Origin of the sequence: Streptococcus mitis (genome assembly GCF_905187535.1) — a bacterium.
Classification (GTDB): Bacteria; Bacillota; Bacilli; order Lactobacillales; family Streptococcaceae; genus Streptococcus; species Streptococcus mitis_BS.
Window position 1 is genome coordinate 1 of record NZ_CAJJIE010000001.1, and the last position, 23,712, is coordinate 23,712.

Annotated in this window: 25 protein-coding genes and 1 pseudogene; 2 read left to right on the forward strand and 24 right to left on the reverse strand. The window is 38.5% G+C overall.

What is annotated here, in order from left to right; genetic code table 11:
• The 21 genes and pseudogenes from JQ841_RS00005 to JQ841_RS00105 all read right to left on the reverse strand — a co-directional run.
• The coding region (locus tag JQ841_RS00005; RefSeq protein WP_152409707.1) for a helix-turn-helix domain-containing protein at positions 1 to 167 on the reverse strand (167 nt) is incomplete at its 3' end.
• Positions 168 to 611: 444 nt separating this feature from the next.
• Positions 612 to 1,067 carry a hypothetical protein gene (locus tag JQ841_RS00010; RefSeq protein ID WP_203179798.1) on the reverse strand — a complete coding sequence of 152 codons (456 nt, stop codon included), beginning with the start codon at positions 1,065 to 1,067 and terminating at the stop codon, positions 612 to 614.
• Positions 1,068 to 1,341: 274 nt separating this feature from the next.
• Positions 1,342 to 3,081 carry a glycoside hydrolase family 13 protein gene (locus JQ841_RS00015; protein WP_203179726.1) on the reverse strand — a complete coding sequence of 580 codons (1,740 nt, stop codon included), beginning with the start codon at positions 3,079 to 3,081 and terminating at the stop codon, positions 1,342 to 1,344.
• A 173-nt stretch (positions 3,082 to 3,254) separates the two neighbouring features.
• Positions 3,255 to 3,746: a phosphoribosylanthranilate isomerase gene (locus JQ841_RS00020; RefSeq protein ID WP_203179727.1), complete on the reverse strand. Its 492-nt coding sequence runs from the start codon at positions 3,744 to 3,746 to the stop codon at positions 3,255 to 3,257.
• A 63-nt stretch (positions 3,747 to 3,809) separates the two neighbouring features.
• The gene (locus tag JQ841_RS00025) at positions 3,810 to 4,691 is read right to left on the reverse strand and encodes a diacylglycerol/lipid kinase family protein (protein ID WP_203179728.1); all 882 of its coding nucleotides are present in this window, start codon (positions 4,689 to 4,691) and stop codon (positions 3,810 to 3,812) included.
• Positions 4,692 to 4,802: 111 nt separating this feature from the next.
• Positions 4,803 to 5,657, reverse strand: a complete 855-nt coding sequence (locus JQ841_RS00030) for an ADP-ribosylglycohydrolase family protein (RefSeq protein WP_203179729.1) — start codon at positions 5,655 to 5,657, stop codon at positions 4,803 to 4,805.
• A gap of 43 nt (positions 5,658 to 5,700) precedes the next feature.
• Positions 5,701 to 6,330, reverse strand: a complete 630-nt coding sequence (locus JQ841_RS00035) for an ABC-2 transporter permease (RefSeq protein ID WP_203179730.1) — start codon at positions 6,328 to 6,330, stop codon at positions 5,701 to 5,703.
• A complete protein-coding gene (locus JQ841_RS00040; RefSeq protein ID WP_203179731.1) occupies positions 6,330 to 7,178 on the reverse strand; it encodes an ABC transporter ATP-binding protein in 849 nt (282 codons plus the stop codon). The genes JQ841_RS00035 and JQ841_RS00040 overlap by 1 nt, the downstream gene beginning before the upstream one ends.
• Complete coding sequence (locus JQ841_RS00045) at positions 7,171 to 7,551, reverse strand: GntR family transcriptional regulator (RefSeq protein ID WP_045611697.1); 381 nt, start codon at positions 7,549 to 7,551, stop codon at positions 7,171 to 7,173. The genes JQ841_RS00040 and JQ841_RS00045 overlap by 8 nt, the downstream gene beginning before the upstream one ends.
• 217 nt (positions 7,552 to 7,768) lie before the next feature.
• Positions 7,769 to 7,897, reverse strand: a pseudogene (locus JQ841_RS00050) (ADP-ribosylglycohydrolase family protein); the annotation flags it as partial.
• Positions 7,898 to 7,944: 47 nt separating this feature from the next.
• A complete protein-coding gene (locus tag JQ841_RS00055; RefSeq protein ID WP_203179733.1) occupies positions 7,945 to 8,715 on the reverse strand; it encodes an alpha/beta hydrolase in 771 nt (256 codons plus the stop codon).
• 127 nt (positions 8,716 to 8,842) lie between these two features.
• A complete protein-coding gene (rlmD, locus tag JQ841_RS00060) occupies positions 8,843 to 10,201 on the reverse strand; it encodes a 23S rRNA (uracil(1939)-C(5))-methyltransferase RlmD (protein ID WP_203179734.1) in 1,359 nt (452 codons plus the stop codon).
• 73 nt (positions 10,202 to 10,274) lie between these two features.
• A complete protein-coding gene (locus tag JQ841_RS00065; protein ID WP_203179735.1) occupies positions 10,275 to 11,249 on the reverse strand; it encodes a DUF1002 domain-containing protein in 975 nt (324 codons plus the stop codon).
• Positions 11,250 to 11,322: 73 nt separating this feature from the next.
• Positions 11,323 to 11,937: a cell wall hydrolase Pmp23 gene (gene pmp23 / locus JQ841_RS00070; protein ID WP_084929659.1), complete on the reverse strand. Its 615-nt coding sequence runs from the start codon at positions 11,935 to 11,937 to the stop codon at positions 11,323 to 11,325.
• Positions 11,937 to 12,911: a nucleoid-associated protein gene (locus JQ841_RS00075; RefSeq protein WP_192855459.1), complete on the reverse strand. Its 975-nt coding sequence runs from the start codon at positions 12,909 to 12,911 to the stop codon at positions 11,937 to 11,939. Before JQ841_RS00075 ends, pmp23 begins: the two co-directional genes overlap by 1 nt.
• A 7-nt stretch (positions 12,912 to 12,918) precedes the next feature.
• On the reverse strand, positions 12,919 to 14,175 hold the full coding sequence (glyA, locus tag JQ841_RS00080) for a serine hydroxymethyltransferase (protein WP_203179736.1): 1,257 nt from the start codon (positions 14,173 to 14,175) through the stop codon (positions 12,919 to 12,921).
• Between the two features lie 61 nt (positions 14,176 to 14,236).
• Positions 14,237 to 14,668: a GNAT family N-acetyltransferase gene (locus JQ841_RS00085; protein WP_084863484.1), complete on the reverse strand. Its 432-nt coding sequence runs from the start codon at positions 14,666 to 14,668 to the stop codon at positions 14,237 to 14,239.
• 1 nt (position 14,669) lies between these two features.
• Positions 14,670 to 15,272, reverse strand: a complete 603-nt coding sequence (locus JQ841_RS00090) for an L-threonylcarbamoyladenylate synthase (protein WP_203179737.1) — start codon at positions 15,270 to 15,272, stop codon at positions 14,670 to 14,672.
• Positions 15,256 to 16,092, reverse strand: coding sequence for a peptide chain release factor N(5)-glutamine methyltransferase (gene prmC / locus JQ841_RS00095; RefSeq protein WP_203179738.1), 837 nt, complete (start codon positions 16,090 to 16,092; stop codon positions 15,256 to 15,258). Before prmC ends, JQ841_RS00090 begins: the two co-directional genes overlap by 17 nt.
• On the reverse strand, positions 16,092 to 17,171 hold the full coding sequence (gene prfA, locus JQ841_RS00100; protein WP_001028807.1) for a peptide chain release factor 1: 1,080 nt from the start codon (positions 17,169 to 17,171) through the stop codon (positions 16,092 to 16,094). The genes prmC and prfA overlap by 1 nt, the downstream gene beginning before the upstream one ends.
• On the reverse strand, positions 17,168 to 17,758 hold the full coding sequence (locus JQ841_RS00105) for a thymidine kinase (protein ID WP_000068127.1): 591 nt from the start codon (positions 17,756 to 17,758) through the stop codon (positions 17,168 to 17,170). Before JQ841_RS00105 ends, prfA begins: the two co-directional genes overlap by 4 nt.
• Before the next feature lie 123 nt (positions 17,759 to 17,881).
• On the opposite strand from JQ841_RS00105, the gene JQ841_RS00110 reads away from it, so the two are divergent.
• Together JQ841_RS00110 and mnmE are read left to right on the forward strand one after the other, a co-directional pair.
• A complete protein-coding gene (locus JQ841_RS00110) occupies positions 17,882 to 18,064 on the forward strand; it encodes a 4-oxalocrotonate tautomerase (protein WP_001117401.1) in 183 nt (60 codons plus the stop codon).
• Between the two features lie 137 nt (positions 18,065 to 18,201).
• The gene (gene mnmE, locus JQ841_RS00115; RefSeq protein ID WP_203179739.1) at positions 18,202 to 19,575 is read left to right on the forward strand and encodes a tRNA uridine-5-carboxymethylaminomethyl(34) synthesis GTPase MnmE; all 1,374 of its coding nucleotides are present in this window, start codon (positions 18,202 to 18,204) and stop codon (positions 19,573 to 19,575) included.
• Between the two features lie 45 nt (positions 19,576 to 19,620).
• On the opposite strand, the gene dapA is transcribed toward mnmE, so the two are convergent.
• The 3 genes from dapA to JQ841_RS00130 form a co-directional block, all read right to left on the reverse strand.
• Positions 19,621 to 20,556, reverse strand: a complete 936-nt coding sequence (gene dapA, locus JQ841_RS00120; RefSeq protein WP_203179740.1) for a 4-hydroxy-tetrahydrodipicolinate synthase — start codon at positions 20,554 to 20,556, stop codon at positions 19,621 to 19,623.
• Between the two features lie 55 nt (positions 20,557 to 20,611).
• Positions 20,612 to 21,688 (reverse strand): aspartate-semialdehyde dehydrogenase, encoded by a 1,077-nt coding sequence (locus JQ841_RS00125; protein WP_203179741.1) that lies wholly within the window; start codon positions 21,686 to 21,688, stop codon positions 20,612 to 20,614.
• Between the two features lie 628 nt (positions 21,689 to 22,316).
• The gene (locus JQ841_RS00130) at positions 22,317 to 23,654 is read right to left on the reverse strand and encodes an ISLre2 family transposase (RefSeq protein ID WP_203179742.1); all 1,338 of its coding nucleotides are present in this window, start codon (positions 23,652 to 23,654) and stop codon (positions 22,317 to 22,319) included.
• Between the last annotated feature and the right edge of the window lie 58 nt (positions 23,655 to 23,712).

Below are 23,712 nucleotides of genomic sequence, written 5' to 3' on the forward strand. Positions count from 1 at the left end.
GATACATTAAACTTCTGGCAGATGATGTCTATTAATTCCGTAGAGACTGAACTCGTTCCATTTTCATACCGACTCAGACTATTACGTGAAATACCTATAATTCGGGCAAATTCGGGTTGTGTTAAGTCATGTGTTTTACGTAAGGATTTTATGTTCTTTCCAATCATGGCAAACTCCTTTATTTTTATAATTCAATTATATCATAAAAAAGCATAACGCACCAAAATTGGTGCGTTATTTCTTGTTTTTCAATCCTATACTTTACTTCTATAAAAGTCACCTAAAGAGCCATAAATATTTATTCTTGCATTAATTTTTTCGATGCGCAAACGATATCTACAAATACATTTATAACGATTCACCTTTTAGGATTTTTGTTGTCAAAATTGCCTTTATCTACAAAGACAAAATGTTTATAAAATAGCTTGAAGTCAAGGATTATCACCATTTTCGTTGTAGCAACACTCCACATGTGATTATTAGGCTATTAGCAAAACATATCCAATACCTCAACAAAGTGTTGTTTTTACTGATATTTTAACTACATTGCATAGTCTACTATGTAAATCTCAATTAGACTATTTTATAGAACATCCCAAATTCAGTATTAACTAAAAGTAAGATTCTATTGTATTTCCTTGTCGATCTTTCATATCACAGATTTTATTTTTCAGAATATCAAAGTTACAGATCCCATCTCTAATATCATTATCCGCTCTGTAGCCATTAATCATCTCAGTCAGAGTTTTCCCTTTACTACCATTCCTTATAGTGGTATTTACTCTTTTTATCTTGATATCAAAAGGCTCATATGTCTTATACTTAATTACTTCGTCTTTAAAATCAAATAAAGGTGTATCTGGCTTAGCATCCCATAAGATAATCAACCACATTATCGCATTATAAAGCTGCTTTGCAGTTTTATTCCACTCTTCAGGTTGTAAATTTCCACCCCCTCTATTGTCATATTCTTGTCTATTATTTACATTAGGTTCACCTACAAGAGGATTAAAAAGAGGTAACCCTTTGTGATTAATTAGTTCTAAAAAATCTCTTGCAGCTCCCATGCCACACTGAATAACTTCCTTCTTGCCATCAGTTTTATGCTTAGCACTAAATACATAATATTCATCTTCAATAGTTGCTCCTGCATCACTATGTTTTTGTTGATTTACTAACAGCTTAATATGCGCTTCAGGCTGAACTTCATAATCTCTAACAATTCTTTGTCTTGTTTCATGTCCTCTACAATTCATTTAAGTTCTCCTTTACAAGTTTAGTAACTAGCCTTATTATACTATATAAGTTGAGTAAAAGATCATAATCTTCATCAACTAGTTTTTAGAAAATCACAAATCCTTTTGGAGAGATCACAAGCTGATTCTCCAATTCTTGGCAATTGCTTGCTAGTGCTACTGCTTCTTTTTGTAAATGATAATCTTCCTTTGATTGGTTGAAAATCGCTTTGAGGATTTGCCCTTCATATTTCCACTGCAAAGCTACTACATCAGCTTTGATTTCTTGGAGACTATACTTGCCATGCTGAATGGTTGCTGACGCATGTTTGCGAATCTTGATTAGCTTCTTCATAAAGTTCAGCATATCATTGTCACTTGATACACGTTCCCAAGGCATACAACGTCGACAATCTGGGTCTGGTCCTCCGGTTAAAGCTAACTCGGTTCCGTAATAAATGCAGGGTGTTCCCTTTTGTAAAAAGAGAAAGGCTAGGGCTGATTTAACCAGTTGAGCATCTTCATTTGCCGTCCACAAGATTCGTTCTGTATCATGCGAATCCAAGAGATTAAACATAACCTCTGAAATCTGCTGTTTGTAATACATAGACTGACCATTGATTTCATCGATGAACTGATCAATCTTCTTAATTCCTCGTAAGAAATAGTCCTTGATACTATCAGATAAAGGATAATTCATGACCGCATGGAACTCATCTCCATTTAACCAAGGCTGAGACGTATGCCAGACTTCTCCTAGGATATAAAGATCAGGCTTTTTAGCTAAAACTGCATTACGAAAATCCTTCCAGAACTGATGGTCAATCTCATTAGCCACATCCAAACGCCAAGCATCGATATCAAACTCTTCAATCCAATAAGTCGCAACCTTTAAAAGATAGTCCTTGACCTCTGGATTGGCTGTATTTAGTTTAGGCATATAGTCCTCGAAACCAAAAGCATGATAAGGTAAGTCTCTCTTATTAGCAAGTTTTTCAGTCGTCACTGGGAATTGTTGAATATGGAACCAATTTTTATAAGCAGACTGTTCACCATTTTTGACAACATCTTGCCATTGAGTAGATTGCGAACCAATATGATTAAATACAGCATCCAGCATGATTTTCATATCACGCTGATGCGCTTGCTCGACGATCTCCCGAAAGGTCTCCTTGTCTCCAAAATGACGGTCAATTTCAAAGTAATCTGTCGTATTGTACTTATGATTGCTATTAGATTCAAAGATAGGACAAAGATAAAGTCCAGTAATGCCCAAGTCTTGCAAGTAATCCAGATGGTCAATAATCCCCTGTAAATCACCACCAAAGAAATCATCACTTTTAGGTGTGATAGAGGAATCCCAGTCTAATGTCCCTTCTGGGTTTAATAGAGCATTTCCATTAGCAAATCTCTCAGGAAATATCTGATACCACACCGTATTTGAAACCCAGTCAGGAATCTGGCATGCATCAATCTCATGAAGATAAGGCAACTTAAATCCATTCCCAATAGCATGAAGATTTGCTAGAGAATTTTCCACACACCCTTTATCGCCATACAAAATACTTTGACCTTCTGTATCCTTGAGTTCAAAGAGATACTGGATACGTGCAAAGTCAACGGACACTTCAACCTGCCAATAATCAAAGATGGCATCAGAAGTTATCTTGGCCATTTTCTTTGTATCTTGATAAAACTCCTCCATAAAGATAAAAGGGTCGCCATAATGCAGGTTGATGCTTTCAATGTCCCCTTTCTTAGTTCGAATCCGAATATGAAGTTTCTTATCCTTATAAAGATAGGCATACTCCGACTCAGGCCTATGGTAAATAGCACTTAATTCCATCAATTTGTCTCCTAAAGTTTTAATTCAAATTTTACGCAAACGTTTTCATAATTGTGATTCTAGTATACTACTTTTGTATTTTATTTTCAAGGCTTGTCCGTAGATTCTAGTGGTTTGGTTCTATAAATAAAAAAGTAGCCAGTCTTACAACTTGCTACTTTTCAAATGATGATTTACAAATATCTTTCCAGCCACTCAATTTTTTTAAAATCCTTATTGTTATTGTGCTCATTTCGATAAGAATCTTGGGAAGAAGCCTTGTAAATACTTAAAAACTGTTCCAAACTTGGAACGCGAAAAGTGATGTTTTCGAGATGAATCAGCTCTATATCCGATTCCGAAACTCCTGCAAAATCAGGTAAAGAATCGATACTTCCGAATTCAACACTCAGACCATCTTTTTGGAATTCATGCTCATGAATATCTATTAAGGCATAGCCTAAGTGTTTCATCACTTTCATTATCTTGTCCCACTCATAAATTCTGAGATGATCAGGTGCTTCCCAACCTCTAGGATCACCAGGCACATGAATGTCAATGTCAGACGGCCCCCATTCTTCATTTGATCGGTATTCAAACCCCAAAGAACCCATGAGCGTCGGAGTGATTCCGACTTGGTTTAAATGAGAACAAATTGTTCGAAATTCATCAAATAGAGAATTCATTCCTCCTCCAATCGTTGATATAGAACTTAATTTCGTTGTGAATAATAAACTAATTTTTACCTTCTACTCTTTCGGTTTTGAAAATACTTCTACTCGCTGAGCTAGGACTTTTATTTCAACAGGTAGGTTATCCGATTTATCGCCGTCAACATCAGACTCCAATTCACTATCAGAGGAGATTTTAATATTGCGCGCTCTGATATACTCAATATTATTATTGCCGACAACATCGCCCTTTAATAAATCAGGAATGACTGATAATTTGGAGAATAGAGACGCATCTTTTAAGATCAAAATGTTGGCATAGCCGTCCTTGTTTTCTTCAAAGATTTTTTTGTCAGCGAAGTAATTTGTCAAGAGAACCAAAACATGGCTAGCTTCGCCAACATAATTTCCATTTTCTGTTTCAACCTTAATATTAAAGACCTTATCCGTCATGACAGACTTCATGGTATTAACAGCATAGGCTAAAATACCGAATTTTGTCTTATCCTCGATTTCAACGTTGTGAATCGCTTCAGGAAGAGAACCAATACTAAAGATATAACCAAAATAGTTATCATTTGCTTTACCAATATCAATCTTATTAGTTAGATCAAAATCGAGTTCATCAATAGCACCATCGATATCTTGGTTGATGTCTAAAAGTTTTGTAATGAGGTTACCCGTCCCACCAGGGATAATACCTAACTTAGGAACGTATTCTCTCTCAGCGATACCCGAAATGACTTCGTTGACAGTCCCATCTCCACCAAAACACACCACTGCATCGTACTGCTCACGAGAGGCTTCTTCAGCAAAATGGGTTGCATCCAGAGCTTTTTCGGTAATTTTGGTTTCTACGTGCTCAAAATATTCTTTTGCTTTATTCTCCAGCTTTTCTTTGTAATCCAAAGCCTTTTCCCCACCAGAGGTAGGGTTGATAATTACCATTGCTTTTTTCATTAATGTTCTCCTTAATTTTAAATAAAAATGTTTACATTTCGCCGTATGCAAGTAAATGTAATCCTATTATACAATGAAAATACAGAAAACAGAAATATGACGTACTGGAGATTAATACGCTTTTATTCTATTTTCCCATCTAATGACTATATCCTTTAATGTTTCATCCAAATAAGAATAGGCCTTATCCTTTATCCAAACAGGAATACCATAAGCTGCCTCGGCTATGCTGCCAGTGATTGCAGCGAGAGTATCACTGTCGCCACCAAGTGAGATGGCATTTCTTATCGCATCTTCGAAATCTGTACTTTCAAGAAAGGCAATAATGGCTTGAGGGACAGTTTCCTGACATGTTTCGTTGAAACGATAGTTAGGACGGATTTCATCTAAAGTTTGAGATAGATTGTAGTCGTATGTCTGCTCTATATAATCCTTAATCCGTCTTTTACACTCTGTATGATTGTCATTAATTGCTTGCTCATATTCTCTACAATAACCACCAAAGTAAAAACGACATAGAAAAATAGCATCAGCTGTAGCCATTGCACCTTTGATACCTTCTGGATGATTATGAGTTACCTCTGCAGAAAGACTCGCAAATTCCCTAGATGATGGCCACATTCCGGTTCTCGCACAAAAACCACAGTCCATTGTCCAAGCACATGGAGAAACACGCATAGCCGAACCATTCCCAAAGCTATTATAAGGCTCACGGTTATCGCTGTTTAGCCATGCATTAAACCGAGCACCATAATCAGCATCAGGATACATTCTACCATATTTCTTCATAGCATCAATGAAGTCGTCTTTTTGTCCCCCATTCATAATCGCCTCTGCAACAGCACAGGTCATAACCGTGTCATCTGTAAAAAAGCAGTCCTTCCGAAATAAAGGAAAGTCCTTCGTTTTGATATTGTTCCATTCGTAAACAGAACCGATAATATCTCCGATAATTGCTCCTAGCATAAGATTCCTCCTTCTAAGTTTTTATAATCTACTCTCAACTTCTCTAGTATTCTTTTTTCTCCATAATTAAAATAGATATTTTTATAGCAATTCCTATGATAACAATACTGACAAAAACCATTCCAATAAAAATCATTAAACTCGAATTCTTTAAGAAAAACTCCACAACATTAGTCAGTAAATCTGATTTTGCTTTAAAAAAACTAGATAGAGCAAATACTATAAAGTATGTTATAACCATGATTAGCCTACCTTTTTCAGCCCCGTACTTAAGGATAAACGGAAGTTGAATAGCTGATATCAAAATACTTACAACTAATGTAATTAGTGAGATAAATATGATGCTGTCTATTAACATCTCTTTTTTTATTACCAATTGAACAAATAAACAAACTGAACCTACTAATCCAAAAACAAACGCAAAAAACAATTTACTTAGTACAAAGCTACTCTTTTTAATAGGCATGGAAAAGGCAAATTGTTCAAACTTCGATCTCGTATCATAGCCCAAAGCGATAGCAGTTAAAATTAACGGTATCATAGTACAAATAAGCGGTATCATAAAAATTTCATTTTCATATACCCCATAAACAATGAGTGCAATACAGAGAGTAATCGTTAATAGTAGTGTTTTCTTTAAAGTAGCTATATCTTTTAATATCAATGCAGTCATTATCTTTTATCTCCTTTCAAAAAATATATCATAATATCTTCGATAGAAGGTTTTTGTAATCTGATTCCATATGGAATAAAATTTCTTTTAACAAGCATCTCTTGTCCAAATGCGTGTATCCTTCTCCCAATTATAGCTTCCTCATCAAGATTTTTAACTTCTTCATTAGATAAAGTACAGATAGCATAGTTTTCTTTGAGTTCATCCTTTGATTCAACAAAAAGTACTTTACCATCATTGATAAAAGCAATATAATCCGCCACTTTCTCTAAATCTGATAGGATATGTGACGATATTAAAATTGTATGATTTTCATCTTGAATAAAGTCAAGAAGAAAATCTAAAATTTCGTCCCGTACAATCGGATCCAATCCACTTGTAGCTTCATCCAAAATGAGAATTTCTGCTTTATGAGATAAAGCTACTGCCATCGATAATTTCATTCTCATTCCACGAGAATAACTTTGAATAGCCTGTTTTTCAGATAATTTAAATTTCTTTTTTAATTGATAGAAAAATTCTCTGTCCCATTTTGAATATACCCTTGAACAAAATTTTTCCAAATCAACGAGTGTCATTTCTTCCGGCACTAATAAATCATCAAACACTACTCCAATTTTATCTTTCAATTCAAGACTATTAGGATTATCATAACCTAAAATTTTAATTTCTCCTGAGTCTTTCTTAAGTAATCCTAACAATAATTTTATGGTTGTACTTTTACCAGCCCCGTTTTGGCCAATGTATCCGACAATAGAGCCTTTAGGAATAGAAAAATCTATCGGTCCTAATGTAAAGTCATCAAATTTTTTAACCAAGTTTTTGATTTCAATAGCAAAATCACTCATATTTTCCCTCCATATAACTACTAAACATCTCTACCAACTCATCATTGGTAACACCTGCAATCGCTGAAAGCTCAAGAATATCTTGCATTTTTGATTCAATTCGTTTCAAATATTCTTCTCGAATAAGCTCTTTATTTTGAGCTGCAACAAAATTACCTTTACCTTGAACTGAATTAATGAAACCATCAAGTTCTAGATCATCAAAAGCTCTTTTAGCAGTTATCATACTCACTCGAAGTTCTTTAGCTAAAAATCTGATTGATGGTAATTGCTCGCCAACCTTTAATTCTCCCAAAATAATCTGAGCCTTTATTTGATTTTTAATCTGTAAATAAATCGGATTATCACTTGAATTATCAATCTGTATATTCACCCTCTATATCCTCCTAACTATCCAACTGTTATCTCTGTTTTATCTGTTTATATTATATCATAACAGCTATATAAGTTCAATATTTAACAATCTGTATGAGACACATTATTGTTTAAATTGATTCCTTTTCACTTTAAATTTTTTATATAACAAAAAGCCTTACAATCAAGGCTTTTCTTAATCACTTTCGTTCACAGTTTTATACGTTTTTACCATCAACAGCACAGGTCATAACCGTATCATCTGTAAAAAAGCAGTCCTTACGAAATAAAGGAAAGTCCTTCGTTTTGATATTGTTCCATTCGTAAACAGAACCGACAATATCTCCAACAGTTGCTCCTAGCATAAGATTCCTCCTTGTGACATATCAGATTTATTACACATTCCCAATGGTTAACTCTTTAAAAATGGTGCCACCAAATCAATCCACTCCTGATGTAGGTAAGATGATAAATAACCGTGATTATAACCCTTTGCTTCATACAAAATTGTATTTGAATGTAGCTGATGAAATAATTTCGCTGATTCTTTCACACAGTTCAATTCTTTTTCACCATAGATATACAGAACCTGAGCCTTGCTAGCAGAAATCATATCTTTCAGCTTGTAATGCCCCATATAGGTTTTGTAAATGGTCACCAATGTTTTAACAGGCGTCCTTGGCAGATCCTCCAAATAATAATCTTTTATTTCCTCTGGATAAGCGAGTTTAGGATAGAGTTTGTTCATCATGCTTAACTGAAGTTTGCAAGAGAATTTATTGAACATCAGTTTACCAAATAGAGACACTAGAAAGATGCTGATTTTAGCTAACCTTGGTTGAGGAATACAGATGCTTCCGTCTATGATGGCCTTCTCAGTAATTTCACTGTCTAAAGACAAAAGCTCCATGGCAATTTGACCGCCAAGTGAAACGCCACCAATGGCAAACAATTTCCCACCACAGTTTGCTTTGATATAGTCTAGAATCTCCAAAGCAGAATCTTCAGTAGAAACATAATCAAGTTGATATTCCTCGCCGTGGCCATTCAAAGTGGGTAGAATAATACGGTATTCTTCTGACAAGATTCGTGCTTGACGAAGATAATTCCACCAAGAACTGCCACCACCATGTATCAGTAAAATAGGAGGTAAATTCTTATCACCAAATTCATGGAATTTCATGTTTAAACTCCTTACTGTAGGACTTTCACTAGATAAATACTTGTTAAATCAGTTTGAACAAGCAGTGATACCGCCTCAACATGATGCGTTTGTGGAACTCAAAAGGTTTGGGTGAACCTTTTGAGGTTTAACTGCGTTTCACTAACAAACTCACACACTCGACGTGATGCGTCTGTGGGAATAAATCTACTGGCTGTACTTTCTTCAATTTATATCCCAATTCTTGATATAGTTTGATATCACGCGCCATGGTAGCGACATTACATGAGATATAGGCAATGCGGTCTGCTCCTGTTTGAGCGCTTGCTTTGATAAAGCTTTCTGTCAAGCCCTTGCGTGGAGGATCAACCAAGATAACGGTTGGTTGAATTCCTTCCTTGAGCCAATTTTTCATAGCATTTTCAGCTGTATCGCAAACATAGTTGGCATTTGAAATATTGTTCAGTTGAGCATTCTTCTTGCTATTCTCAACCGCTTCTGGAATCACTTCAACACCATAGACTTCCTTGACATGTTTCGCAACAGAGAGGCCAATCGTCCCGATACCAGAATAGGCATCAATGACCACATCATCTTCTTTTAATTCTGCAAAGTCAATGGCTGTTTGATAAAGCTTCTCTGCCATTTCAGTATTGACTTGATAAAAAGCGGGACCAGAGATTTGGTAGTCATTTCCCAACATCTGGTCAGTGATAAAATCTTGTCCATAAAGTGTGCGCCATTCCTTACCAAAAATTGCATTGGTGTTCTGATCGTTGATATTTTGCATAACAGACACAATCTCTGGGAATTGCTTGATTAGTTGTTCAATCAATTGCTCCACACGAAAAACTTTGGGACGAGTTGTTACCAAAATAACCATAATTTGACCTGAATAGTGTCCGCGACGCACCACAAGATTCCGAATCAAGCCAGATTGTTCCTTTTCATCATAAGATTTCAAATCAAAACGGCGGAGCAAGTCGCGTAGGGCTACTACTACCTCGTCAATCACAGGATCTTGGATAAAGAAATCTTCCAGAGGCATGAGGTCGTGGGAATTCTTACGGAAAAAGCCAGTTTCCAAAACACCATTAATACGACGAACAGGCACCTGTGCCTTGTTGCGGTATTTGACTGGATTTTCCATTCCTAGCGTTTCAGCAACCTCTACATCAGCAATTCCAGCAATCTTGTAGAGACTGTCCTTGACTTGCTTGGTTTTAAATTTGAGCTGTTCTGGATAGGCAAGATGCCCTAAATCAGCGATTCCTGAACGCAGGTAAGCCAAATCTACGTCTTGATTACGGTGTGGCGACTGGACAAGGTATTCTTCAACCTTCCCAAAACCAATCTTTTTATTGACCTTGAGAACTCGCATGAGAATTTTTTCACTAGGTAAAGCATTCTCAACAAAAAAGACCAAACCATCTACCTTGGCAACTCCTGCACCTTCATGAGTCAAGTCAACAATTTCAACTTCTACAATATCATTTTTCTTTAACATTCTCTTCTCTTTCTATTGGCCGACAAAAAAGACGGCAACGTTACGGTTACCATCTATTATACCATGATTTTTCTTAAGAACCAAAACTCTTGAAGAAGTTGACAATGGCTTGCCAGAGGGAGCTTAAGAAGTTACCACCTTCTTCTAGCGCCTTATCAGAATCAAAGTTAAGGTTGATATTTTTAAAACTGTCGCCAGCTTGTGAAACAATACTTTGTTTAAGGTCATTTAGGGTTTTAGTGAAGTCTGAGTTACTGAGGATATCACTCTTTGAAAGATTCAAAGCAAAATTGATGATGATATTGATCTGGTTTCCTGTTATGACCTGATCAAGTTTGTAATTTTTCAAGGTATCTTCAACGATTTTGCGGACATCTTCCTCTGTCAGATTTCCCTTACTTTCTTTAGCTTTGGCGAGTCCTGACTTGATATCAGCTAGGGCAACGTTTAATTTATTAGCATCATAGCCTGTTTTGTCCTTGTTTTCAGCATTGATATCGGATAAAGCCTTCAACTCTTCTTGAGCCAAATCTTTATTGGCTTGCGGTACCTTGGCTCCATTAGCTTCCAGCGAATAGTAAATCCCGGCTAAGGCACTTTCTCCTGTAACGGGAATAGGTGCTGCTACAGTGATTTTGGCGTGTTCCACACCCAAAGTTACGGCTGCATTTCGGTACATATCCTGAGTCACCTTAGTGATGTTTTCTGGTGTTTCAATCTTGACCTCAAGTGGCGACTTGTCACCTAGTTTTTGAATCTTGGCTGATGAATACAACTGTAAACTAGAGTCATTAGCCACATTCATAATCTTAGAATAGACATCAGGTGTCATGGTCTTGAGTTCTTTGGTGTCTGTTGAGGCATTGTAGCCTAGTTTTTTAAGGGTTTGATTTTTTTGGTCTTCAGACAATGAAGAACCTAGGACATATTCGGGTTGGACGTAGGTTTCATCGATAACTTTTTGAACATCTGTTGCTGCATGGACGCTATTCATAGCTGTTACTGCCCACAAAACCGCAGCACTGGTCAGAAAGAGTTTCTTTCTCATAGGGAATTCCCTCCTTTACCTTTCTAGAGTAATATATCTATCTTAAAGAAAACTTATAACAAAAACACCTGGACTAGCCAGATGTTGAAAAGAGAGTGAAACATTTGATGATGTAAAGGTTGAGTTGTACCTGTCTAGAATAGTAATAGTTCCCCCCATTTACGTAAAGTTCAGCACCATGAAAAATAGAAATGGGGTGAATATAACTATAAGTTTTTCCAGTGGCATTACCCAGCAAGGGAGCAACTGTATCACGGGAGTACTGTTTGGCTAGTGCTAGAGTATTTTCTTTGCCATTTTGGGCAATAAAATCGATATAGGCAGGTCCAAAATTATAGGCTTGCACAGCCGTCCAGACATCAACGTCCTTCTTCTGGGCTAGATAGAGATTGTCGGTCAAAGTTTGCACACCTTGCCGAATGCTAGACGCATTATCATTGATGGTATTGGTTGAACCACTTGCAGACTCACTGGACTGCATGACATCGCCTTCTTTTCCTTTTGTTTCGGTATAAATCATAGCGAGCACAAGCTCTTCGTTTGCTGGGGTGTCTTTTTCACTCAAGATTTCGCGAACCATGGGTTGATAGGTCATGACCTGCTTGACATCTTGGTGAACGCGGTAAGCTTTATAGCCAGCAAAAAGGAAGACTGCTAGTACAAGCACTCTTCGAATTCGTTTAAACATTATTTACTTTGAATATCCTCGATATTTTTGATTAAGATAGAGTAGGTTCCATTGTCATTTTGGATAAACTCAACAGACTCAGCATCTTGATAGACATTATTGGGAACAATGAGCTCAATTCCATTTGACAAGGAGAGTTTTTGGTTTTCAAATTTCTTTAATTGGCGACTGGCATCAATTTCATCAAACTGAACTGGCTCTGGTACGGCTTCTTTGACTTGGTCAATAAAGCTCAAACGAGCCGTCAGATTGTTGTCAAAAAGGTCGTTGGCCAATTTCTCAGGCGATAATTCATTGCTTTCTTCAAGATTGTTGAAAATCGCTGATTTGACCTTAGATTGAAATTGAAAATCATCTGTGTTAAAAGTCTCAGCAATTCTCTGAGCCGTTTTTTCTAGTTCCTTGATAGATTTCTTAGGTGAAATCTTAGGGGCGACAGCTAGGAGATTCTCTGAAAAATAGTTCACGAAAGCCCCGTTGTACTTGATTCGTTTTTCAATCAGATGGTACTTACGACTTTGAAGATTAACCACCAAGGCCTCATCAGCCCCTGTTCCAAATCCAGGCAGGTTATTCTGAGTCAGCTTGATTGGATTATCAACCTCTCCTCCAAGGTGGGTCAAGGTCTCCCGCAGGGCAATTCGTAAGAAAGCAAAATGTTCTACACCTTCTTTAGAAAATTGCACAAAAATCAAGTCATTGGTCTTGAGATTTTCGGAAATGCTGAACTCCTCTTTCCAGAGATTAGCCAGCGTTACTGATGTCTCCAACAAATCGTCTGTGATATGATTGAAGAAGGGATTTTCTTCCTCGAAAATCCCAGTCTTGGCTTCATCTGAATACACACGTTCAATTTTTTTCCGCAGGTATTCTTCGATTTTTGGAGTAATATTGAGAAACTTATCCGCTAGGAACAGCTCGGTATCATCCGGACTGAACTGATGAATAATAGCTTTCTTAATATAAATGTCCATAAAAGTTTTAGTCCTCGTATAATGGGAAAGCATCTGTTAATTCTTTAACTAAACTTCTCACTTCTTCTAAGACAGCTTCATTTTCTGCATTCTTAAGGGTTTTAATGATGAGCTCAGCCACTTTGCGACTTTCTTCTTCACCAAATCCACGTGCAGTAATGGCTGCTGCTCCGATACGAATACCACTTGTCTTGAATGGTGACAATCTTTCGTAAGGGATTGAGTTTTTATTTAGGGTAATATTGACTTCATCTAGCAAGTTTTGAGCAACTTTACCGTTTTCTACAACTTTAGTCACATCCACTAGGAAGAGGTGGTTTTCAGTTCCTCCAGAAATGATACGAAAATCAGGGTCTTGCAAGAAGACATCTGCCATAGTCTTGCTGTTCTTGATAACATTGGCAGCATATTCCTTGAAGGCTGGATCCAAAACTTCTTTGAAGGAAACTGCCTTAGCCGCCACAACATGCTCCAAAGGACCACCCTGAATACCTGGGAAAATAGCTGAATTGATTTTCTTAGCTAAGTCTTCATCATTGGTCAAAATCAAACCACCACGTGGTCCACGAAGGGTTTTGTGGGTCGTTGTTGTAGTGATATGAGCGTATGGCACTGGGCTTGGGTGAAGACCAGCTGCAACCAAACCAGCAATATGAGCCATATCTACCATGAGTTTAGCCCCAACAGCATCTGCAATTTCACGGAATTTTGAAAAGTCGATAATTTGAGAATAGGCTGAAGCACCAGCTACAATCAGTTTTGGTTTTACTTCTTGGGCTTGTTTCAAGATAGCACCAAAGTCTAAGAGTTCTGTTTCAGGATCCACACTATAAGAAACAAAGTTGTATGTTTGACCAGAGAAGCTAACAGGAGCCCCATGGGTCAAGTGACCACCTGCTGCCAAATCCATCCCCATAACGGTATCACCTGGCTCAATCAAGGCCATGTAAGCCGCACAGTTAGCTTGACTTCCTGAGTGAGGTTGGACATTAGCGAATTTAGCACCGAAAATTTCTTTTGCGCGTTCAATGGCTAGAGATTCTACTACGTCTACCACATCAGTTCCACCATAATAACGGCGGCCTGGGTAGCCTTCAGCGTATTTATTCGTCAAGATAGACCCTTGAGCTGCCATAACAGCCTTGGAAACTACGTTTTCCGAAGCAATCAACTCAATGTTGTTTTGTTGGCGTTCTTCTTCTTTGGCAATAGCATTCCAGAGATCAGCATCATATGCTTTAAAATCGTCTTTATCAAAAATCATAGGTCTTCTCCTTTATAGTGTGACTGGTCCTTTAGTTTGTTTTTACAAGAAAGAAACTAAACTAAAAGATGCGAATAAACCGTTTCTGCACTTTATCACAAGTATAACCAACTTTTTCATAAAATGCATGAGCACCCAGACGATGATCAGCAGAGTTTAAGCGGATAAACCCATAGCCGCGTCTTTTTGCTTCTTGCTCCAACCCTTGCAATAAGCTTTTACCAATACCTTGACCTTGTGCTTGAGGTAAAACTGCTAAGGCTAAGATATTAAATCCTGCTTTGGAATAGAGGGATTCGTAAACCTCAGCGTGGACATAGCCAAGTAAGACATGACTGTCTTCATCCTCATAACCAAGTAGGAAATGATGTTCATCTTGAGATAATCTAGTTAGTTGACTAGCTGTCTCCTCTAGACTAAAAGAATAGCCCAAAGCTTCTTGGTTAATGTTACATATAGCTTTCACATCAGTTTCTCTTAAATTTCTTAGCATCTCATGCCTCCTCAAAAGAAATCTCTGGCAACTGTGCAAGAATATCCTCTCGCTTAATGGCCCCTTGGCGTAAGATTTTCATCTTGTCTCCAGACAAATCCAAAATAGTTGAATCCTGTCCAGTTAGAAAAGCATCGTCTTCTAGACCCAAAACCTCTTGGTCAAAATCCTCTAGAATTTGATTAAAGGTCACTCCACTTGCCTGACCTGAAATATTGGCAGACGGCCCAATCAAGGGACCTGTCTCTCGAATCAAATCAAGGGTAATCGGATGACTAGGCATCCGAAATCCAACCGTTGCAAGACCTGAATTGACCCAATAGGGAACTCGGTCATTGGCTTCAAGGATAATGGTCAAGGGACCTGGTAAAAAGGTCTCTACAAGTTTTTGAAGATAAGTTGGCTGATTCTTAGAAAAGTGAAAGATGTCCTCTAGAGAGGCGATATTGAGGTTAAGCGCCTTGTCTCTTGGACGACGTTTGAGCTGGTATACATGATCAACTGCTTTTTCGTCTAGAGCCTTGGCAAAGAGACCGTAAACTGTCTCAGTAGGTAGAACGACAGCTCCACCCTTTTCCAACTCTTGTCTAATCCTGTCCATCATCAATTACAACCATCCTATCTTGACCAAACTGGTCCTTGAGCGTTCGTACTCTTTTTTCAGGAAGATGCTTCCTAAAAAGTTCAGGAACACTTTGACCTTGCTTGTATCCAATTTCAAGGTAAATCTTACCACCATCTTTGAGATAGTCTTTTGCATCTTCCGCAATTCTACGGTAAATAGCTAGACCATCCTCGTCTGCAAAGAGAGCTAGATGAGGTTCTGAATACAAAACATTCAAGCCGACCTCTGACGCATCTTCACGAGAGATATAGGGTGGATTGGAAACAATTATATCATATTTTTCAGAAATTTCTGTAAAACAGTCAGATTTTTTTAAAAATAATTGAAGATTTTGATTTTTAGAATTTTCACTAGCTACATCTAAAGCATTTTGGGAAATATCTGCTGCTGTCACCGACCAATCTGGTCTATTTTTTGCTAGAGCGAGAGCAATAGCTCCACTACCTGTTCCAATATCCAGAACAGAAAGATTCGTCTCAGGATTTTCAGCCAGAATAAGCTCCACCAACTCCTCTGTTTCTGGACGAGGGATCAATACTCGCTCATCAACTTTTAACTGCATTCCATAAAAATCTGTCTGTCCAATGATGTATTGTGCCGGTTTATGAGCTGCTAACTGTTGGAAAATTCCTTTTACAAATACTTCTTCCTCTTCCGTCACTTCCTGCTGGAGGGCAAAAACGAAATCTGTAAAAGATAGATTTTTCAGGCTACGATAGACAAAAGAGAGGCTTTCAGCTTCCTCTCCTTGTCTTATCAACTCTTCTTCAAAATCTGAAAATAATTGAGCTAATTTCATTATTTGTTTAATTCTTCTAATTTTTGTGTTTGGTCATAGAGCACCAAGGCATCCACAACTTCGTCCAATTTACCAGACAAAATGGTATCTAGTTTTTGGAGGGTTAAGCCGATACGGTGATCTGTGACACGGTTTTGTGGGAAGTTATAAGTACGAATCCGTTCTGAACGGTCCCCAGTACCGATTGTCGACTTACGCTCAGCGTCTTGTTCATCCTGAGCAATCTGAGCAAAGTGGTCAGCAACACGGGCACGAATGATTTTCATGGCCTTCTCACGGTTTTTCTGCTGGGTACGTTCTTCCTGCATCTCAACCTTGATATTGGTTGGCAAGTGAACGATACGAACTGCTGTCGCAACCTTATTGACGTTCTGTCCCCCAGCACCAGAGGCGTGATAGATGTCGACACGAAGGTCTTTTGGATCAATATCGTATTCTACTTCTTCGACTTCAGGCATGACAAGAACTGTTGCTGTCGAAGTATGAACACGGCCTTGGCTTTCTGTCACAGGAACACGTTGCACACGATGAGCACCAGATTCGTACTTGAGTTTAGAGTAAACAGATTGCCCCGAAACCATGGCAACCACTTCTTTGAAACCGCCGACACCATTCATAGAGGCTTCCATAACTTCAAAGCGCCAGCCTTGGGCTTCAGCATACTTTTGGTACATAGTTAGCAAATCCCCAGCAAAAAGTGCTGCTTCGTCTCCACCAGCTGCTCCACGGATTTCAAGGATGATGTTCTTGTCATCGTTTGGATCCTTTGGAAGGAGCAAAATTTTGAGTTTTTCTTCGTATTCTTCTTTTTCAGCCTTGGCATCTTTGAGCTCTTGCTTAGCCATTTCTTCCAAGTCCGCATCTCCGCCTGATTCCTTAATCATCTCTTCAGCATCAACGATGTTTTGAAGGACTTGTTTGTACTCACGGTAGGCTGTCACCGTATCACGACTTGAAGCCTCTTCTTTTGAAAGCTCCATGAAACGCTTGGTATCCGATACCACATCTGGGTCACTGAGTAGTTCTCCTAGTTCTTCATAACGGTCTTCTACAGCTTGTAGTTGATCATAGATGTTCATTTTTCTTCATTCTCCTTATTGATTTCAGGGGCAAAATAATGTTTACGGCAAACTGAGATATAGGTTTCATTTCCACCGATCTGAATTTGTTCGCCATCATAGACTGGCACACCATCCTGAGTACGTAACACCATAGTCGCCTTTTTCTTGCAATACTGACAAATGGTCTTGATTTCATCAATCTTATCTGCTAAAAGCAAGAGATACTTGGAACCTTCGAACAGTTCATTGCGAAAATCATTTTTCAAACCAAAAGCCATAACGGGTATATCTAACTCATCAACAACACGAGCTAGATCATAAACATGATGACGCTTAAGAAACTGGGCTTCATCAACCAACACACAGTAAGGCTTTTCTGGTAGGTCTCGGATATAGCCAAAGATATCCGTCGTTTCCTCAATCGCAATGGCAGGGCGTTTCATGCCAATCCGACTCGACACATAACCAACACCGTCACGCGTATCCAGAGCCGAGGTCATAATCACAACACCTTTTCCCTGCTCCTCATAGTTATAGGCCACCTTGAGAATCTCAATCGTCTTACCAGAGTTCATGGTCCCATAACGATAATACAACTGTGCCATGTTTCTTGCTTCACGTCCATTTCTAAATTTTTGCTACATTCTAGTATATCATAATTTTCTTAAGCTTTAAACGGCAAAATGTGGTAAAATAGAAGAAATCAAAAACTAGTGGAGGAAGTCATTATGCCATTTGTACGCATCGATTTATTTGAAGGACGCACGCTCGAGCAAAAGAAGGCTCTTGCTAAGGAAGTAACGGAAGCGGTCGTCCGTAACACTGGAGCCCCTCAATCTGCTGTCCATGTCATCATCAACGACATGCCTGAAGGAACTTACTTCCCACAAGGGGAAATGCGCACCAAATAAGCTAGCTTAAGCAGAATTGCTTAGGCTTTTTCATTCTCCAAGTAGCATCCATTGAAGAAATAGTTCAAATTTGTTACAATTTGAAAAGAGACTTGGAAAAATTTCCAAGAAAAGAGCTATTAATTAAAGGAAATATTATGATTACACGTGAATTTGATACCATCGCTGCTATCTCTACTCCACTAGGTGAAGGGGCTATTGGTATTGTCCGCCTGAGCGGAACAGAAAGTTTTGCTATTGCGCAAAAGATTTTTAAAGGAAAAGACTTGAGTCAGGTTGCTAGCCATACCCTTAACTACGGTCACATCGTTGACCCTCAGACAGGAAAAGTCATGGACGAGGTTATGGTTGGAGCCATGAAATCTCCAAAAACCTTCACTCGTGAGGATATTATTGAAATCAACACTCACGGTGGGATTGCGGTGACCAATGAGATTCTCCAACTAGCAATCCGTGAAGGAGCTCGGTTGGCAGAACCTGGTGAATTTACAAAACGTGCCTTTTTAAACGGTCGTGTGGACTTGACACAAGCTGAAGCGGTGATGGACATCATCCGTGCCAAGACAGACAAGGCTATGAACATTGCAGTTAAGCAATTAGACGGCTCCCTTTCTGACCTGATTAACAATACCCGTCAAGAAATCCTCAATACTCTTGCCCAAGTCGAGGTCAATATCGACTATCCTGAGTATGACGATGTTGAGGAAGCTACTACTGCTGTTGTCCGCGAAAAGACTATGGAGTTTGAACAATTACTAACTAATCTCCTTAGAACAGCCCGTCGCGGTAAAATCCTTCGTGAAGGCATTTCAACAGCTATCATCGGCCGTCCCAACGTTGGGAAATCAAGCCTTCTCAACAACCTCTTACGTGAAGACAAGGCAATTGTAACCGATATTGCTGGTACGACACGTGATGTCATTGAAGAATACGTCAACATCAACGGTGTTCCTCTAAAATTGATTGATACAGCTGGAATTCGTGAAACAGATGACATTGTAGAACAAATCGGTGTTGAGCGTTCGAAAAAAGCCCTCAAAGAAGCTGACTTGGTACTACTAGTGTTAAATGCTAGTGAACCACTGACCACCCAAGATTACCAACTCTTAGAAATCAGCCAAGATACCAATCGCATTATTCTGCTTAACAAAACTGATCTTCCTGAAGCAATTGAAACTTCAAAACTTCCTGAAGATGTCATCCGCATTTCAGTTCTTAAAAACCAAAATATTGATAAGATTGAAGAGAGAATCAACAACCTCTTCTTTGAAAATGCTGGTTTGGTTGAGCAAGACGCAACCTACCTATCAAATGCACGTCACATTTCCTTGATTGAAAAGGCAGTTGAAAGCCTACAAGCTGTTAACCAAGGGCTGGAACTGGGCATGCCAGTTGACTTGCTTCAAGTTGACTTGACCCGTACTTGGGAAATCCTCGGAGAAATCACTGGGGATGCTGCTCCAGATGAACTCATTACCCAACTCTTTAGCCAATTCTGTTTAGGAAAATAAGAAAAATCCATGATCCTTCTTGCGGTCATGGATTTTATTGTCTTATTAGTAATCTGGTCTTAAAACACCTGTTACAGTTGCCTTAGTTGCTTCGTAGTCACCATCTACAACAACCTTGATAATGCGTTTGGCATCTTCTTCTGGTGCTGGAACAAGAGGCAGACGAGTTGGTCCAGCTTCAAATCCCATATAGTTCAGAACTGCCTTAACAGGAGCAGGACTTGGATAAGAGAAGAGGGCATTGACTTTAGGAATGAATTTACGCTGAATAGCTGCAGCTTTCTTCATGTCGCTTTCTGCAATGGCAGTAAACATTTCGTGCATCTCATCCCCATTTGTATGAGATGCAACAGAAATAACCCCGTCAGCACCAAGGTTCATGGCATGGAAAGCATCTCCGTCCTCACCAGTGTAGACCAAGAACTCTTCTGGCTTGTGTTCAATCAAGTAAGCCATATTGGCCAAGCTGGTACATTCTTTGACCCCAATGATATTTGGATGGTCAGCCAAGCGAAGCATAGTTTCTGGAGTCAATTCGACAACCACACGGCCTGGAATGTTATAGATAATAATTGGTAGGTCAGAAGCATCTGCAATAGCCTTAAAGTGCTGATACATTCCTTCTTGAGAAGGTTTGTTGTAGTATGGTACGATTGCAAGTCCGGCTGCAAAACCACCAAATTCTGCTACTTCTTTGACAAACTCGATCGAGTCACGCGTATCATTGGTACCTACACCCGCAATCAAAGGAACGCGTCCATCGACAATCTTTTGTACAGCCGCAAATAATTCCAACTCTTCATCGTGAGTCAAGGTCGGACTCTCAGCAGTCGTTCCAGCTAGGAGAATGCCGTCTGTGTGATGGTCCAACAGATGCTCAATCAAGGCTGGAATGGCATCAAAGTTGATAGAACCATCTTCGTGGAAAGGAGTAATGAAGGCTGTGATGATTTTACACTCTTTTAAATCTTGATAAGACATGAAAACACCTCTCTATTTCAAAGAAGGAGTTCATCTGAACTCCTAAACGATATGACTATTTTAATTCAAACTTCAATTCAGCTGTTGGACGAACCAAGCCACGTTCGTGAAGAGTTTCTGCAATCTGAACTGAGTTCCAAGCAGCACCTTTGAGAAGGTTATCAGAAACAACCCACATGTGAATTCCTTTTTCTGCATCCAAGTCTTTACGGATACGACCAACAAAGGTATCACGTGAACCAACTGCATTGATAGCTTGCGGATAGATTTGATGAGCTACATCATCTTCAAGAACAGCACCTGGGAAGGCCGCAATAGCTGCTTTGACTTCTTCGATTGGAGCCACTTCTTTTGTTTCGATATAAACTGACTCAGAGTGAGCTGACAAGACTGGAATACGCACACATGTTGCTGAAACGGCAATGCTATCATCTTCCATGATTTTCTTAGTTTCCTTAGTCATCTTCATCTCTTCGTAAGTGTAATCATTGTCAGTGAAGACATCAATTTGTGGAAGAGCGTTAAAGGCGATAGGATAATGTTTCTTGTCACCGCCTGAAGGTAAGATTTCCGCATGTAAATCACGTGGTTGAACACCATCATTCAACACTTCACGAAGTTCACGTTGTGTCTCAAGAATTGCTCCCATACCAGCACCTGAAACTGCTTGGTAAGTTGAAACAATGATACGGTCCAAGCCCCATTTTTGGCGAACTGGCTCAAGAGCCACCATCATTTGGATTGTTGAACAGTTAGGGCAGGCAATAATACCGTTGTGGGCATCAAGTGCATGAGCATTGACCTCTGGTACAACCAGAGGAACATCTGGATTTTGACGGAAGTAAGATGTATTATCTACTACTACCGCTCCAGCTTTAACTGCGTATGGTGCATATTTAGCTGATGTAGAACCACCTGCTGAAAAGAGAGCAATGTCAACTCCCTCAAAAGCTGTTTCAGTCGTTTCTTCAATCGTAATATCTTGATCTTTAAATTTCAAAGTCTTGCCTGCTGAACGTGCAGAAGCAAGTAAACGAATTTTATCGATTGGAAGTGTTGATTCTTCCAACATTTTTATCATCTGAGCTCCGACAGCACCTGTCGCGCCGACTACAGCAACTGTATATCCCATAAATAACCTCTTTCGGAATTTTCTAAAAATTTCTATAATAGATGTATTATACTACTTTTTCCATGAATTGCAAAGCTTTTTCATCATTTTTTGGAAAATAAAAATCCCCAGTCGCTAGACCAGGGACTAAGAGGCATCTTCATGTGATGAGCAGGTTCACACAACTCATCAAGGTCCGCTCCTGCGTTATGACCTCCTTATGCTCAATAGTAGTCCGAAGACTACCTATCGACTCATCGCATCTTCTATTCTACTAAAGAGAATCACTTTTGTCAACTGATGAAACTCTTTAGTATGCGGTAGAATTTTTTAGAACGCCTAAATTCATATTTTTTAGGAGAACATCACCGAGTTTTAAAAAAAGACTGAACAAATTTCTTGCTCAGTCTTGACATTGATACACTTATCAGGTATCATTAATTAAAGACTGAGTAAGAAGGTCGGTTTCTTACTCGGTAAGGCGAGAAGTGTTAGCGCACTTTTCGTCTTTTTTTATTCGATTAATTTAAGTAAATTATAACACATTTTTACACACCGCGCAAGCATTTTATGTTTGATTGTAGCACAAAAAGACCTTTTTTACAAAGGTTATTGTTATATAACTTTTTATATAATTTATTACATACTTCTATTGTTTTCTGAAGTAGGATAACCTTTTACTATCAGGGTAACATTGATATCTAGATGTATTTTCTTTACCCGTTTTACTCATTCTTTTTTTAATGGTATAAGCAGAAACCTCCTCTAAAGAAATAAATTTTTCATAATCTTCTCTCCAGTTGCCAAAGAATAATTCTCTCAAGGAATCCTCATAATTCAAAACAATAATTCGACTCATGGTTTCAGCTCCAGCAAGTGTCCAGTACATTCCTCTTTTTTTCATTCTATAAGTGACCTTACGATGCTGACTCTCCATTATCCCTATTCCTGCATGACTGAATCCTCTTTGTTCGGCTGGTTTAGTGTATTGGAAATTTCTCAATATTTTACTCTTGAACCTCTCAAATGACTCTTGTTCTTCTTCTGTTTCGATATAACTTTCAGTCGTATCCAGAACAGTTCTCATCAACTGCTTATCATGTTGCTTAATCGCCTGGAAAGCTCTCTCTAATAGTTCTTCAGAGTAAAATTTTAAATAATTCTTCAACTCCTTATTTACATGGTACTCATCCCAAAAATGTTCATGCCGTTTAATTCGCAAAACCTTCGCAATTTCTTTGAAAACATAGGGTGTATATCCATGACCTCCATCAGAGTTCGTAATCAATAAAGTCTGATTCGTAATTTCGTAATTATTAAACAGATAATCGATCACCTGCTCCCTCACTAAGCGATTGTCAAGACCAATAAATTCCTTTTTGTCCTGGAGTTCAAATCGATTGCTGCCAACTTTCTGGCTTCCCGTATGGACTACAAAATGGGATAAATCGTAATGCTTATTATCCTTCTGTGTGTCACGTGCTTTGACCATTACACCATCACCCTCAATATAAATAACCTGGGCTTTTCTTTTGCTAACCTCTTTATTCTCTTCATAATATCGATAACCTTCTCTTTCCTCCAATAACTTCTCACAAATTTTTACAGCTTTTACTACAATTGGCTTTGTGATAGAAATGTGATAAGTCAATTGGATCACCTGAGTTACTTTATCATATGGCATTAAAGTAGATAATTTAGCCACCTGATACATAAATTCCCAGGAGAAGCGGACGTTCTTCTGAAGCCCTAACTTTTCATCTACTGGAATGACCCAATGATCTCCTTTTTTCCAACGTCTTCTTCTGAAAGTAAACTCTCCAAATGTAAAAGCGACGGTTCGCTCCATTGAATGAATACAGGTATAGCCCTTTGCTTTCATGACTGGGATCATCTCCTCATCATACCTAGAAACAAAGTTATAAAATTCTTTTGCATTTTGAAACAGCAATTGATTTTTTAGTTCTCTCTCATCAAAGAAAGTCATTCAGAATCCTCCCTTATTAAAATTACGCTTATTTTAATAAATTTTGACCTGAATGTTC